Raw genomic sequence first — 13433 nt, forward strand, 5'->3', positions numbered from 1 at the left:
GGACACCGGCCCTGCGGGCCTTATACTCCACGAACTGTCCGAGCTGGGCGAAGGCCCAGGAATGCAACGCAACCCGTTGGGGCTTTCTCAGCCGTACCCGCTGGCGGATACCGGCAAGGTCTTCCATGCCGATTCCGCGCCCGGTGCGTTCAGCCTCGGTCACGATGCGCTTAGAGATGATGTGGTTGGCCTCGGTCGCCTTGCGCTGCTCCTTGCGGCGCTGCCGCTTAAGGACCCGCTTGGCTGACTGGGTGCCCTTCTTCTGGAGCTTCGCCCGCAGGGCAAGCTGACGCTTGCGGTAGCGGTTCAGCCCGCGTCCAGCGTGGATCTTCCCGTCCGAGGTGGTGGCGATGTTGACGATGCCCAGGTCCACGCCGAGGAAATCGGCCGGCTCGTACTGCTCGGCCTCGGGGACCTCACACGTGGCGATGAGGAACCACATGCCGTCACGGTGGACAAGATCAGACTCGCCCTTGCGGTGCTCGGCCAGCAGCTTACGGGCCTGCTCGGAGCAGACGAACCGTACCCCCCGGATACGTCCGGCGGCGGTCCAGATACTGACGGTCCGCTCGTCCACTTGCCAGCTGAGGCACCGGTCGTCATACGGCTGTGCCGCGTCCGGCCGGAACCCGATCGGCTTTCCCTCTGCCCTCCGGCGGCGCTTCGACCCCGGCTTGCCGAGGTTCCCGTTGCGGATGTTCGCCCGCAGGGTGGTGTAGGCGTCGGCGACCTTCCGCAGCACATGCAGCGCGGGTTGCGCCGACAGCCCCCGGTCTTTCAGGTCGCGGTAGGCGAAGCCCTGCAACGCCTTGCGGGAGGTCTCACCCCGCTCGTGCGCCTGGCCCGACAGCCAGTTCGCCGCGTCGTTCGCCGTGCGCAGGGTGCACTCAAGTGCCGACGCCACCTCGGGCGTCGGCATGAGACGAACCTCCGCGACGATCTTCATACGATCCGCTGTGCGAAGGCGACGAATCCGGCCCACTGGGCGGCGTCGAAGGTGAGCACGTCGCTGTCGGGGCGCTTGGAGTCCCGTACGTGGACGGTGTGGGGGCAGGTGGCGACCTCGACACAGTCGCCGCCCTCGGCACCGCTGTAGCTGGACTTCCGCCAGGTCATGGCGACTTCGACGCACTGGCCACCCTCGGCGCCGCTGTAACTGCTCTTGAACCAGTCGAGTTCGCGCACGACGTTCATACCTCTCCCAGCAACTTCTCGATGAAGGCCAAGGACTCACGAGGGGTGAGAGCCTGTGCTCGGATAATCCCATAGCGCGCCGCGAAGGCTCGCACATGCGTACGTTCAGTCACTAGTGTGCTCTGCCCCTGGACCTCCATGTATGCGACTTCCTCGCCGTCTGTCGGCGCAATTACCGTGAACGCACCATCCACCCCGGCGTTGTCCTCCCGATCCAGGGGCATGACCTGAATCTCGACGTTACGCCGCTGACCGGTGAGCAGCAGATGCTCCAACTGGCCACGAAGCACCGCCTTTCCGCCGAAGGGGCGGCGGAGGACGGGCTCCTCGAAGACGAAGCTCAATAGTGGGATCGGCTTGCGTTCGAGCATCTCCTGCCGGGCCAGTCGGGCCGCCACGCGAAGTTCGATCGTCTCGTCGTCCAGCACAGGGCGTCGCATGGCGAGCAGCGCCCGCGTGTACTCCTCTGTCTGCAACAGGCCGTTGATTACATGGGTGTCGTAGACCTGAAGGTCAGCGGCTTCCGCCTCCAAGCGCGCCGCGTCACGGAAGAACGCCGGATACTGCGCCCGCGCGACCTCGCCCTTCATCGTGCTCAGCACCCCACCCGCACCCAGCACTTCATCCGCCTTGTCGATGAACTTCGGCGGCGGGATACGCCTCCCCTGCTCGAACGCGGCAATGGAGGAGGGCGAGTAGCCAGTCACAGAGCCGAACTCCGGGCGCTCCAGACCCGCTCTCTCGCGGAACAGCTTCAACTGGCGCCCGAACACCTGAAGAATCCCGGACCCCGACGGATCGTCCGGCAACTGGTCGGTCATGGTCCCGCACCTCCACGCGTGTACACGTACGGCACGCCCCGCTTACAGCCTGCCCGGTAGGCGCGTCCCTTCTCGCCAAGCTACGCCGCGCCCGGAACCGTAATGCCCATGAACGCACAAGCTCCTTCGTCCGAGGTACTCCCCCAAACCCGCACCGCAACCCACGAGTTCGGCATGCACTTCACCTCGACCACACGCGGCGCCCGCCTCGCCCGTCGGCTCGTCTCCCACCGCCTGGACGCGTGGGGCCACCCCTACACCTCCGACACCAACACCACCGTCACCCTCATCGCCGCCGAACTGACCGCCAACGCCGTGCGCCACGGCCACGTCCCCGGCCGCGACTTCCACGTACGCCTCACGCAATCCGCCACCCACACCATCCGCGTCGAGGTCAGCGACACCCGCACCGAACGGCAGCCCACGACAACGGCCGCCCCCGCGCCGGATTCCGACGCCGAGGGCGGCCGTGGTCTGTATCTCGTCGCACAGCTCGCGACCCGCTGGTCCGTCACCGGCCGCGCGCCCGCGCCGGGCAAAACGGTGTGGGCCGAGCTCGCGTACTAGAAGCCCGGCGGCTCCGTGTACACGCCCCACTCGTCCCGCAGTACGCCGCAGATCTCGCCCAGCGAGGCTTCCGCCCGTACCGCTTCCAGCATCGGCTCGATCATGTTCGAGCCGTCGCGGGCCGCCGCCAGCAGCGCGGCCAGGGTCGACTTGACCTTGGCCTCCTCCCGGGCCGCCTTGCGCTCGCCCAGGACTCGTACCTGGTCGCGCTCGACCTCGTGGCTGACGCGGAGGATCTCCAGGTCACCCGTCACCGAGCCGTGGTGGCAGTTCACGCCCACCACCCGCTTGTCGCCCTTCTCCACCGACCGCTGGTACTGGAAGGCCGATTCGGCGATCTCGCCCGTGAACCAGCCGTCCTCGATACCGCGCAGGATGCCGGACGTCATCGGGCCGATCGGGTGCTGCCCGTCGGGGTGCGCCCGCGTTCCGCGCTCCTTGATCTGGTCGAAGATCTTCTCCGCGTCGGCCTCGATACGGTCGGTCAGCTGCTCGATGTACCAGGAGCCGCCGAGCGGGTCCGCCACATTTGCTACGCCCGTCTCCTCCATCAAGACCTGCTGCGTGCGCAGCGCGATCTCCGCCGCCTGTTCCGAGGGCAGAGCCAGCGTCTCGTCCAGCGCGTTGGTGTGGAGGGAGTTCGTGCCGCCGAGGACCGCCGCCAGCGCCTCGACCGCCGTGCGGACGACGTTGTTGTACGGCTGCTGCGCGGTCAGGGACACGCCCGCCGTCTGGGTGTGGAAGCGCAGCCACTGCGCCTTGTCCGTCCGGGCGCCGTACACGTCCTTCATCCAGCGCGCCCAGATTCTCCTCGCCGCGCGGAACTTCGCGATCTCCTCGAAGAAGTCGACGTGCGCGTCGAAGAAGAAGGACAGACCGGGCGCGAAGGTGTCCACGTCCAGGCCCCGGGACAGGCCCAGTTCGACGTAACCGAATCCGTCGGCGAGCGTGTACGCGAGCTCCTGCGCGGCCGTCGCGCCCGCCTCGCGGATGTGATAGCCGGAGACCGACAGGGGCTTGTACGCGGGGATGGAGCTCGCGCAGTGCTCCATGAGGTCGCCGATGAGGCGCAGGTGCGGCTCGGGCTGGAAGAGCCACTCCTTCTGGGCGATGTACTCCTTGAAGATGTCGGTCTGGAGCGTGCCGTTGAGTACGCCCGGGTCCACGCCCTGGCGTTCCGCCGCGACCAGGTACATGCAGAAGACGGGGACAGCCGGGCCGCTGATCGTCATCGAGGTCGTGACGTCTCCGAGCGGGATGTCCTTGAAGAGGACCTCCATGTCGGCCGCCGAGTCGATGGCGACACCGCAGTGGCCGACCTCGCCGAGCGCTTTCGGCTCGTCGGAGTCGCGGCCCATGAGCGTCGGCATGTCGAAGGCCACGGAGAGCCCGCCGCCGCCGTTGGCCAGGATCATCTTGTAGCGCTCGTTGGTCTGCTCGGCATTGCCGAAGCCGGCGAACTGGCGGATGGTCCAGGTCCGGCCCCGGTAGCCGGTCGGGTACAGGCCGCGCGTGAAGGGGTACTCCCCGGGCCAGCCGATCCGCTCGAAGCCGTCGTACGTGTCGCCGGGGCGGGGCCCGTACGCCGGGTCGACCGGGTCTCCGGAGAGGGTGGTGAAGTCCGCGTCGCGCTTGCGGGCCTTGTCGTAACGGGCCTGCCAGCGTCGGCGGCCTTCCTCAATCGCGTCAGCGTCCATACTTCGAATTTACTAGGACGTCCTAGTAAATGTCGATGGCTGACCGCCGTGAGCATTGCTCGCGGCGGTGGCCAGCGCTGAAAGAGGGAAGAACTACGCCTTGGCGGTCGCCGGGGCGGCGTCCGTGATCAGCGAACGGGCCTCACGGGTGACCTTCGGCTCGACGAAGAACGAGGCGAAGGGGATGCAGCCGGCCGCGAGCACCCACAGCAGTTTGCCGAACGGCCACTTCGCCTTGGTGCCGAGGTCGAAGGCGAAGACGACGTAGATGATGAACAGCACGCCGTGGATCTGCGAGATCAGCATGGTGTCGCCGACCTCGAACGCATACTTCGCGATGATCGCGGCGGTGAACACGAGCAGCCATACGGCGGTGATGTAGGCCATCACCCGGTACCGGGACAGCACATTCGACTTCATGGCATTGAGCGTAACCGGGCGCAATCGGCGATCTTCGGGCGGGGCGGAGCCCGTCACCGCCCTACTGCTCCTCGAAATCCTTCGCCGCCACCCGCAGCGGACGCAGCATCGCGAAGATCTCCGCACACTCCTCCGCGTCGTACGCCCCGAGGCCGAAGTCCATCGCCATCAGGTCCCGGGTCGCCGCCTCGACGACCTCGCGGCCCTTCTCGGTGATGGAGGCGAGCGTGCCGCGCCCGTCGTTCGGGTTCGGCCGCTTGTCGACGAGGCCGGACTTCACCAGCCGGTCGACCGTGTTCGTGACGGACGTCGGGTGGACCATCAGCCGCTCGCCGATCTTGGACATCGGCAGCTCGCCCGCCTTGGAGAACGTGAGCAGCACGAGCGCCTCGTACCGGGCGAAGGTCAGTCCGTACGGCTTGACGACGGAGTCGACCTCGGCGAGCAGGATCTGGTGCGCGCGCATGATCGAGGTGATCGCGGCCATCGAGGGCACGGGACCCCAGCGCTGCTGCCAGAGTTCGTCGGCTCTGGCGATGGGATCGAAGGGGAGGCTGAGCGGCTTTGGCACGCCGTCGACCCTACCCGCCGGTCATATGGTGAACAGCCCCGTCTCGCGCTTCGGTCTTTGAGTGGGTGCGGGGAACTGCGCCGCAGGCACCCGCACCCCACCCCTGGTGTCGCACCCAAGCCCTATATACCCCTTATGTAATGATTGCCCGGTTCGCACCACCTACCGCCAGTCGTCGAACCGCCCAAGGGGGCTGGATGTCCGGCCGCAGACCGACCCGCTCGCTCACCGCCGCATCCGTCGCCCTCTTCGCACTCACCACACTCCTCGCCGCAGGCTGCTCCTCCTCCGGTAGTTCCGGGCCCGAGCACGGGCAGCAGCGCGAGTCCGCCGCCCGGGCCCACGCCCCCATCGGCAACTCGTCCCCCTTCTGGGTCGACCCGGACAGCGACGCCGCCCGCCAGGTCGCCGACTGGGAGGCGGCGGGCCGCAACGGCGACGCCCAGGTGCTGCGCAGGATCGCGGACCGGCCGATGGCCCTGTGGGGACCGGGTGACGACCCCGGCCCCGAGATCCGCCGGGCCAGGGCGGGGGCCAGGGCCGCCGGGCGGACGATGGTGCTGGCCGCGTACAACATCCCGCACCGCGACTGCGGCCAGCACTCGGCCGGCGGCGCCCGGGACGCCCGCGCGTACCGCAGCTGGATCGGCGCCTTCGCCGACAACATCGCCGACAACAAGGCCGTCGTCATCCTGGAGCCGGACGCCGTCGCGCACATCATCGACGGCTGCACCCGCGCCGATCACCACGCCGAGCGCTACCGGCTGCTCTCGGAGGCCGTCGACCGGCTCAAGCGGAACCCGAACACCAAGGTCTATCTGGACGCGGGCAATCCGGCCTGGATCCGCGACCCGAGGGACCTCGTGGTGCCCCTCTACAAGGCGGGCCTGGAGCGCGCCGACGGCTTCGCCCTCAACGTCTCCAACTTCCAGACGGACGACACCGTAGAGGCATACGGCACCCGGCTCTCCGGCCTGCTCGACGGCGCCCACTTCGTGATCGACAGCAGCCGCAACGGGAACGGCCGACTGTCCGGCGACGGCCCCGACGCCTGGTGCAATCCGCCGGGCCGCGCTCTGGGTACGCCGCCGAGCGACCGCACCGGCGTACCGCGCCTGGACGCGTACCTGTGGATCAAGCGGCCGGGCGAATCGGACGGCGAGTGCCGTGGCGGCCCGGCGGCAGGCACCTGGTGGACGGAGTACGCGCTGGGCCTGGCCCGCAGAGCCAAGGACGCGTAGGGCGTGTCCGGCGGATCATGCCTGGGCCGCGGGGTCTGGCACGCCCACCAGCACCAAGAACACGCCGCACCCTGATCCGCCGGACACGCCCTAGCCCCGAGGGGCATGCTCACTCCACGTGCAGCCACTTCGCCTCCGACGGCGTGCCCTCCACGTCCGTGACGAAGAGCATGTACCAGCCGGGCGGCACCAGCGACTTGTCGCCCGGCACCTCCACCGTCACCTCGCCCTTGCCCTTCGTCAGGGCGAGTTCGATCGAGCGCTGCTCGACGTCCGTGTTGTGGGTGACCGCGCTGGGCCGCATCAGCCGGGCCCGCGCGATCCGCTCGGGATGGGCGGTCTTGTACGTCGCCCTGTTCTGCGGGCCCAGCTCGCGCGGCCCCTGTCCGAGCGCCGGCCGCAGCGACTTGTCCCGGTAGAGATACGGCGGCGTGTAAATCTCCATCCGCTGCTCGAACTTGCCGAGCTTGGTGTTGCTCTTGTCGCCGAAGAGGGAGTCCGAGCCGAAGGTGACGACGCGGCCGTCGGGCAGCAGCAGCGCCTCGGAGTGGTAGTTGCGCCCGACCCTCGGCTCGGCCGCGGCCCTGAACTCGTTCCTCTTCGGGTCGTAGAACTGCGCCTTGAGGATGTTGCTGGCGCCCCGCCCCCGGTAGTCACTCGACCCGCCGCTCGTGAAGACCGAATCGTCCGGCATGATCACGCTGTTCAAGTACCTGGTCCCCTGCGGGAGTTGGGGCCCGTCCCTGAAAGCCGGACTGTCCTCCTTCAGGTCAATGATCGCCGTACGGCCCGTCGCCTTGTCGGACTCGCCGACTCCTCCGCCGCCGAGGATCATCACCCTCTGGTCCTGCGCGGGCGGCAGGACGAGCGAGGCCGACGTCTCGGTCTGATCGAGGTCGGTGAGACCGCCGACCTTCTTGAAGGTGTTGGTCGCCAGGTCCCAGATCCCGGGCAGGCGCCCCTTTTCGGCGGGCCCGTACCCGGCGTTGGACCCGGAGTAGAACAGCTTGCCACCCTTGGTGAGGAAGAGCGCGGGATACGTCGGGAAGTACCGGAAGGGTGCCTTGGACCACTTCTTCGTCCTGGGGTTGTAGTACTCGTTGTCGCCCGGGAGGATCGCGCCGACGTCGTCGAGCCCGGAGACGGCCAGCACCTTGCCGTCCTGGAGGGTGACCAGCGTCGGGTACCAGCGGGCCTCCTTCATCGGGTCGACGGGTACGTATTTCTCCGCCCTGGGGTCGAATTCGTACGCCGCCTTGATCCCCTGGAAGTCCTGCTTCTCCATGGTGATCTCCTGGGCGATCCCGTACGCATTGGCGGCGTCGTCGCCCTTCAGCCCCTCGATCTCGTACTGCGCGGCCTTCTTGGTGACCCCCTGCAGCCCCTCCTTGACGGCCTCGACGAAGACCCGGGCCTCGGCCGCGACGACCTTCGTCCTCCAGGGCATCATCCGCCCGTTCTTGGCGTAAGTGATCTCGGACTCGCGCTTGGCCTTCGGCACGGTCACGTCGAACTTCGAGACGTACGTCCCCCCGGAAGGCGAGTGGAAGCGGGTGCCCTTCTTGAACGTCATGGGCTTGTCCGGGCTCTCGTTCTTCACCCGCATCCCGCCGCCGGCCCGCATGACCTTGTCGCCGAGCACCTCGTAGCGGGCGGTGCCGCCCGCCACCAGGAGGCGCCCGTCGGGGAGTTGGGAGTGTCCGGCGCAGAAGAAGTCTTCGGGCGTGGGCACCAGCTTGAAGGAGTCGTCCGCCGGGTTCCACAGGACGGTGTCGAAGGAACCCTCGTCGAACTTCTTCTGGTCGTTGCCGGAGCCCGCGATGATCAGCACCTTGCCCGTGTGGAGCAGGGCCGCGTGGATCGCGTTCGTACGGTATTCCTTCGGAATGTCGACGGTGTGCCAGGAGCCGTACCGCGCCTTGTAGGCGGGCTGGGCGATCTTGTACGCGTGGTACTTCTCCTCGGCGAACGAGAGCACGGCCGGAGCGTTGAGACCGGCGAGCACCACCACCGCGCCGCTGCCGAGGAGTGTCTTCTTGAACTTCTTCGTCGGCCGGTAGTCCATGCGTCAGCTCCTTTCGGTCGTCGTGGCGAACGCGGGCTCCGGCTCCTCACCCTGTGTTCTTCTCGTGCCGCTCGTGCCGCTCGTGCCGACGACGACCGCGGCCCTGCCGCGGCGCGCACGCAACGAGGTCCAACACCAGACGCCGACCGGCGCGAGAGCGATGATCAGCGCGAGTACGGACCAGGTGCGCATCGCCGCATGGGTGTGGCCGTAGTGGAAGGAAGCGACCAGCGAGACGGTCAGCACCGCGGCCCAGAAGAGGTGGATGCGGAAGGTCATCAGCCGGTCGGGGCTGGCCTCGCCGCCCTTGGGCGTGACCACGAACCTGCCCCGGGTGCGCAGCAGCGCCGAGACGAGCGACTTGGCGTAGACCGGCGCGCAGAGCGCGGACATCACCATGCCCGCGAGTCCCCCCGAACCCGCGGGCTCGTGCGGCGATACGTTGTGCCGCCGATTCCACAGGTAAAGCCCGACCTGGAGGGCCGCGGCGTCGCTGTAGAGCATCAGCCACACCGAGGAGGAGACCTGGGTGCCGGAGGCCCCGAACCACAGGAACAGGACGCAGCTGAGGATGCCGAGCAGCCAGTTGACGGCGGTCATCGGGTAGTACACGAGCATCAGCGTGTACGTCAGCAAGCGACCCGGCGGCACCCGGAACGGCGCCTTCCAGTACTGCCGGAAAAGGGTCTCGTACGTCCCGCGGGACCAGCGCATCTGCTGTGTGAAGAAGTCGGTCCACGAGGCGGGCCCCTCACCGACGGCCAGCACGTCCGGGGTGTACACGGAACGCCAGAAGTGCCCGGTGACCGGGTTCTTCCTGCGGTGCAGCTCGAAGCCGGTGGCCATGTCCTCGGTGATCGAGTCGTAGAGGCCGCCGACCTGCATGAGCGCGGTGACGCGTACGACGTTGTTGGTGCCGACGAACATGGGGGCGCCATAGCGGTTGCCGGCCCGCTGGATCAGTGCGTGGAAGAGGAATTGCTGCGACTCGGCCGCCTTGGTGACGCACTCGCTGTAGTTCCCGTACACCTGCGGTCCGACGACGAAGGCCACGTCCGGGTCGCGGAAGTAACCGAGCATCCGTTCGAGGAAGTTGGGGAGCGGGACGTGGTCGGTGTCGACGGAGGCGAAGAAGTCGTACGCGTGACCGTGCATGGCGAGCCAGGCGTTGTAGTTGCCGTGCTTGGTCTTCGTCCGGTGCGGGCCCTTCTTCCTGTTCCACTCGGGTACGCCGCAGCGGGTGAAGTGCCGTATGCCCAGCTCCACGCAGAGCGTCTTGGCCTGTACGCCGTCGCCCTCGTCGAGGAGCCATATGTCGAGCGGCCCGTCGTGCCGGAGCCGGACCGCGCCTTCGAGCGTGGCCCGCAGCATCGCGATCGGTTCTTTGCCGGGCACGTACGTGGTGAGGAACGCGACCCGGGTGCCGCGCTCGGGAGTCACTGGTATGGGGTCCCTGGCGACCAGCGTGGCGTGTGCGACCGACACCACGTTGACCAGCATGAAAAACATGATCAGCCCGATCGCGAGCAGCATCACGAAGTCGAGATGTACCAGCCAGCGGTCGCCGCCCTCACGCTTGGTCCATTGGGTGGGCCAGACCAGGTAGACCAGGAGGACGGCCGAGAGGAGCGGTGCCAGGATCATCAGCAGCACGGCGCGTATTCGGCGCGGCTCCTGGGACATGAGGCTCCGATACCGCACGCGATAGGGGCCGGGGCCGGGCTCCGATATCGGCCCGGCGAGCAGGCTGTGAGTCTCGTAGTCGTAGCCCTCCGGTCGCACAGTGCCTCCAACTGTCGAGCTGCCCCGATACCCCTACAGAAGGGGAGATTTGTCGGCGTGTCGAACCAAGGGCGTCCGAGCGGGCGGTTTTGCCTGTCGCGCAGGCACGACAAAGCCCCCGACCGCTAGCGCGGTCGGGGGCGGCGTCGGCCGGCGTCGGCAGCCGGATCAGGCGCTCAGGTGGCGCTCCACCGTTTCGACCTTGGAGGTCAGGCCGTCGGTGACTCCGGGGCGTACATCGGCCTTGAGAACCAGGGAGACGCGCGGGGCGCGGGCCTCGACGGCGGCCACGGCACGCTTGACGACGTCCATCACTTCATCCCACTCGCCCTCGATGGACGTAAACATCGCATCGGTGCGGTTCGGCAGCCCCGACTCGCGTACCACGCGGACGGCGTCGGCGACGTACTCGCCCACGTCCTCGCCGACACCCAGCGGGGAGACGGAGAAGGCGACGATCATGCGCCGACCACGCCTTCCTGGCGGGCACGCCCGGCGATGATCGCGTCCTCGGCCTCGCGCTTGAGGCCGCGGTCGGCGAAGAAGCCGCCGGTCGGCAGGACGGACATCGCGAAGTAGAAGGCTGCGGTCTTCAGCGGCCACTTGGCGCGGTTCCAGGCGTCCGCCCAGAAGAGGACGTACAGGACGAAGAGCAGACCGTGCACCGCGCCCATGACCGGGACCGCGTTGAATTCCGTCGTGCGCTTGAGCACCGAGCAGACGAGCAGCAGCAGGAAGGAAACCGCCTCGGGCATGGAGACCAGGCGGAGGCGGCGGAGTGCGGAAGCGGTCTTGATGTCCACGGAGGGCAACCTTCGTAGTCGCGGAAAACGGTCACTGTCGATCTTGTGAACGGACGCACAAGCTCGGCCCCCATTGTGACAGCCACGCCCTGCGCCCCTTTATCAGGGTCGCGCCCACGGGATACCGTCACCTCCGTGGCTCAGTTCCGACTCCAAGGCAGCAAGGTGCTCGCCGTCGACATGACCGGCGACGCCGTCAAAGCGAAAAACGGCTCGATGGTCGCGTACGACGGCCAGATGGCCTTCAAGAAGATGTCCGGCGGCGGTGAGGGCGTGCGCGGCATGGTGACGCGCCGACTCACCGGCGAGCAGATGACCGTGATGGAGGTGAAGGGCCACGGCACCTGCTATTTCGCCGACCGCGCGAGCGAGATCAGTCTCGTATCGCTCCACGGCGAGAAGCTGTACGTGGAGTCCAGCAATCTCCTCTGTACGGACGCGGGTCTGCGCACCGGCACCTCATTCACGGGGCTGCGCGGCGGCGCGACCGGCAACGGTCTGTTCACCACGACCGTGGAAGGCAGCGGCCAGGCGGCGATCATGTCGGACGGCCCGGCGGTCGTCCTGCGCGTCTCCTCCCAGTACCCGCTCCAGGTCGACCCGGGTGCGTACATCGCGCACCAGGGGAACCTCCAGCAGCATTTCCAGTCCGGTGTGAACTTCCGCACGCTCATCGGTGAGGGCTCGGGCGAGGCGTTCCAGATCCGTTTCGAGGGCGAGGGTCTCGTCTACGTGCAGCCCAGCGAGCGCAACACCATCGGGGGCGACGTCTGACATGCCGTTCACCGAGATCAATTCCCGCATGGTCGAGGCACAAATCGCGCCCGGCCAGAAATTGTTCAGCCAGCGCGGCGCGATGCTCGCGTACAAGGGCGACGTCTCCTTCACGCCCAACATCCAGGGCGGCCAGGGCGGCGTCATGTCCATGATCGGCCGCCGGGTGGCCGACGAGGCGACCCCGCTCATGACGGTCGAGGGTTCGGGCACGGTGGTCTTCGGCCACGGCGGCCACCACATCCAGGTGATCAACCTGGCCGGCGACACCCTCTACGTCGAGGCGGACCGCCTCCTGGCCTTCGACGGCACCCTCACCCAGGGCACGATGTTCATGGGCTCGCAGGGCGGCGTCATGGGCATGGTGCGCGGCCAGGTCACGGGCCAGGGCCTGTTCACGACCACCCTCAAGGGCCACGGCGCGGTAGCAGTGATGGCTCACGGCGGCGTGATCGAGCTCCCCATCACCCCGCAGCGCCCGGTGCATGTCGACCCGCAGGCGTACGTCGCGCACCACGGCGACGTACGCAACAAGCTCTCCACCGCACTCGGCTGGCGCGACATGGTGGGCCGCGGCTCCGGCGAGGCGTTCCAGCTGGAGCTGTCCGGCAATGGCGCGGTGTACGTACAGGCCTCGGAGGAAAAGCTGTGAACACCCCCATGCCCGCAGGCCCTGTCGTCTTCGACCCGCACACCCTCCCCTCCGACGACAACGTCAACGCGTACACCTTCTGCGTGGAGCTCAAGGGGAGCCAGTGGTTCCTCCAAAAGGGCAAGATGATCGCCTACTACGGGCAGATCGACTTCAACGGCATCGGCCACGGCCGTTTCGACCGTCTCCTGCGCACCAGCTTCCACTCGCCGCTGCACGCGAGCGACTGGGTGGTGGCGGAGGGTCAGGGCAAGATGCTGCTCGCGGACCGCGCGTTCGACGTCAACAGCTTCGACCTCGACAACGGCAACCTCACCATCCGCTCCGGCAACCTTCTGGCGTACGAGCCGACGCTTGCCCTGAAGCAGTCGATCGTCCCCGGCTTCCTGACCCTCATCGGCACAGGCAAGTTCGTGGCGGCCTCCAACGGCCCGGTGGTCTTCATGGAGCCGCCGATCCGCGTGGACCCGCAGGCCCTGGTCGGCTGGGCGGACTGCCCGTCGCCCTGCCACCACTACGACCACGGGTACATGACCGGCGTCATGGGCGGAATCCGGTCACTCACCGGCCTCGGCGGCACGTCGGGCGAGGAGCACCAGTTCGAGTTCGTGGGAGCGGGAACCGTACTGCTCCAGTCCACCGAACTCCTGATGACAGAGCAGGCCACGGGCACGACCCCGCACGAGCCGGGCGTACCGGGCGGAGGCGGCGGACCGGGCTCCGGCCAGGGTCAACACGGGGCCGCACCGCGTCTTCCCGGTCAGCTGGGGGACCTCCAGCGTCGCTTCGGCCTGTGAGCGGTAGTCTGCAGAGTGTGACGTCGAACGCCTGCGCCCCTTCTGCGCG

Annotated in this window: 15 protein-coding genes; 5 read left to right on the plus strand and 10 right to left on the minus strand. The window is 67.9% G+C overall.

Going from position 1 to position 13433, the window contains the following annotated elements:
• The 3 genes from J7I98_RS29470 to J7I98_RS29480 all read right to left on the minus strand — a co-directional run.
• On the minus strand, nucleotides 1–946 hold a 946-nt coding region (locus J7I98_RS29470), incomplete at its 3' end, for an RNA-guided endonuclease TnpB family protein (protein WP_214928082.1).
• Entirely contained in the window at nucleotides 943–1194 is a 252-nt protein-coding gene (locus J7I98_RS29475) for a DUF397 domain-containing protein (RefSeq protein ID WP_214928083.1), read from the minus strand. The genes J7I98_RS29470 and J7I98_RS29475, both read right to left, overlap by 4 nt.
• A complete protein-coding gene (locus J7I98_RS29480) occupies nucleotides 1191–2015 on the minus strand; it encodes a helix-turn-helix transcriptional regulator (RefSeq protein WP_214928084.1) in 825 nt (274 codons plus the stop codon). The genes J7I98_RS29475 and J7I98_RS29480 overlap by 4 nt, the downstream gene beginning before the upstream one ends.
• Nucleotides 2016–2123: 108 nt before the next feature.
• Here J7I98_RS29480 and J7I98_RS29485 point away from each other — a divergent pair, with 108 nt between their 5' ends.
• Complete coding sequence (locus J7I98_RS29485) at nucleotides 2124–2582, plus strand: ATP-binding protein (RefSeq protein ID WP_251021398.1); 459 nt, start codon at nucleotides 2124–2126, stop codon at nucleotides 2580–2582.
• Here the strand turns inward: J7I98_RS29485 and J7I98_RS29490 are convergent.
• From J7I98_RS29490 to J7I98_RS29500, 3 genes are all read right to left on the minus strand, one after another.
• On the minus strand, nucleotides 2579–4279 hold the full coding sequence (locus J7I98_RS29490; protein WP_214928085.1) for a methylmalonyl-CoA mutase: 1701 nt from the start codon (nucleotides 4277–4279) through the stop codon (nucleotides 2579–2581). The two genes, J7I98_RS29485 and J7I98_RS29490, sit on opposite strands and share 4 nt — an antisense overlap.
• Before the next feature lie 93 nt (nucleotides 4280–4372).
• Nucleotides 4373–4699 carry a DUF3817 domain-containing protein gene (locus J7I98_RS29495; protein WP_214928086.1) on the minus strand — a complete coding sequence of 109 codons (327 nt, stop codon included), beginning with the start codon at nucleotides 4697–4699 and terminating at the stop codon, nucleotides 4373–4375.
• Nucleotides 4700–4760: 61 nt separating this feature from the next.
• On the minus strand, nucleotides 4761–5270 hold the full coding sequence (locus J7I98_RS29500; RefSeq protein WP_214928087.1) for a MarR family winged helix-turn-helix transcriptional regulator: 510 nt from the start codon (nucleotides 5268–5270) through the stop codon (nucleotides 4761–4763).
• A 197-nt stretch (nucleotides 5271–5467) separates the two neighbouring features.
• Here J7I98_RS29500 and J7I98_RS29505 point away from each other — a divergent pair, with 197 nt between their 5' ends.
• On the plus strand, nucleotides 5468–6511 hold the full coding sequence (locus J7I98_RS29505; RefSeq protein WP_214928088.1) for a glycoside hydrolase family 6 protein: 1044 nt from the start codon (nucleotides 5468–5470) through the stop codon (nucleotides 6509–6511).
• A gap of 109 nt (nucleotides 6512–6620) precedes the next feature.
• Here the strand turns inward: J7I98_RS29505 and J7I98_RS29510 are convergent, their stop codons facing one another.
• The 4 genes from J7I98_RS29510 to J7I98_RS29525 form a co-directional block, all read right to left on the minus strand.
• Nucleotides 6621–8576: a kelch motif-containing protein gene (locus J7I98_RS29510; RefSeq protein ID WP_214928089.1), complete on the minus strand. Its 1956-nt coding sequence runs from the start codon at nucleotides 8574–8576 to the stop codon at nucleotides 6621–6623.
• 3 nt (nucleotides 8577–8579) lie between these two features.
• The gene (locus J7I98_RS29515; RefSeq protein WP_214928090.1) at nucleotides 8580–10358 is read right to left on the minus strand and encodes a glycosyltransferase family 2 protein; all 1779 of its coding nucleotides are present in this window, start codon (nucleotides 10356–10358) and stop codon (nucleotides 8580–8582) included.
• 168 nt (nucleotides 10359–10526) lie between these two features.
• A complete protein-coding gene (locus J7I98_RS29520) occupies nucleotides 10527–10820 on the minus strand; it encodes an MTH1187 family thiamine-binding protein (RefSeq protein ID WP_214928091.1) in 294 nt (97 codons plus the stop codon).
• Nucleotides 10817–11161: a DUF3817 domain-containing protein gene (locus J7I98_RS29525; RefSeq protein WP_214928092.1), complete on the minus strand. Its 345-nt coding sequence runs from the start codon at nucleotides 11159–11161 to the stop codon at nucleotides 10817–10819. Before J7I98_RS29525 ends, J7I98_RS29520 begins: the two co-directional genes overlap by 4 nt.
• A 135-nt stretch (nucleotides 11162–11296) precedes the next feature.
• Between J7I98_RS29525 and J7I98_RS29530 the strand changes: the two genes are divergently transcribed.
• From J7I98_RS29530 to J7I98_RS29540, 3 genes are read left to right on the plus strand one after another with little or no spacing between them, the layout of a single operon-like run.
• Entirely contained in the window at nucleotides 11297–11935 is a 639-nt protein-coding gene (locus J7I98_RS29530) for an AIM24 family protein (protein WP_214928093.1), read from the plus strand.
• A 1-nt stretch (nucleotide 11936) separates the two neighbouring features.
• Nucleotides 11937–12587, plus strand: a complete 651-nt coding sequence (locus J7I98_RS29535) for an AIM24 family protein (RefSeq protein WP_214928094.1) — start codon at nucleotides 11937–11939, stop codon at nucleotides 12585–12587.
• 8 nt (nucleotides 12588–12595) lie between these two features.
• The gene (locus J7I98_RS29540) at nucleotides 12596–13384 is read left to right on the plus strand and encodes an AIM24 family protein (RefSeq protein WP_214928177.1); all 789 of its coding nucleotides are present in this window, start codon (nucleotides 12596–12598) and stop codon (nucleotides 13382–13384) included.
• The last annotated feature ends 49 nt before the right edge of the window (nucleotides 13385–13433 follow it).

The organism is Streptomyces sp. ISL-98, assembly GCF_018614055.1.
GTDB lineage: Bacteria > Actinomycetota > Actinomycetes > Streptomycetales > Streptomycetaceae > Streptomyces > Streptomyces spiramyceticus.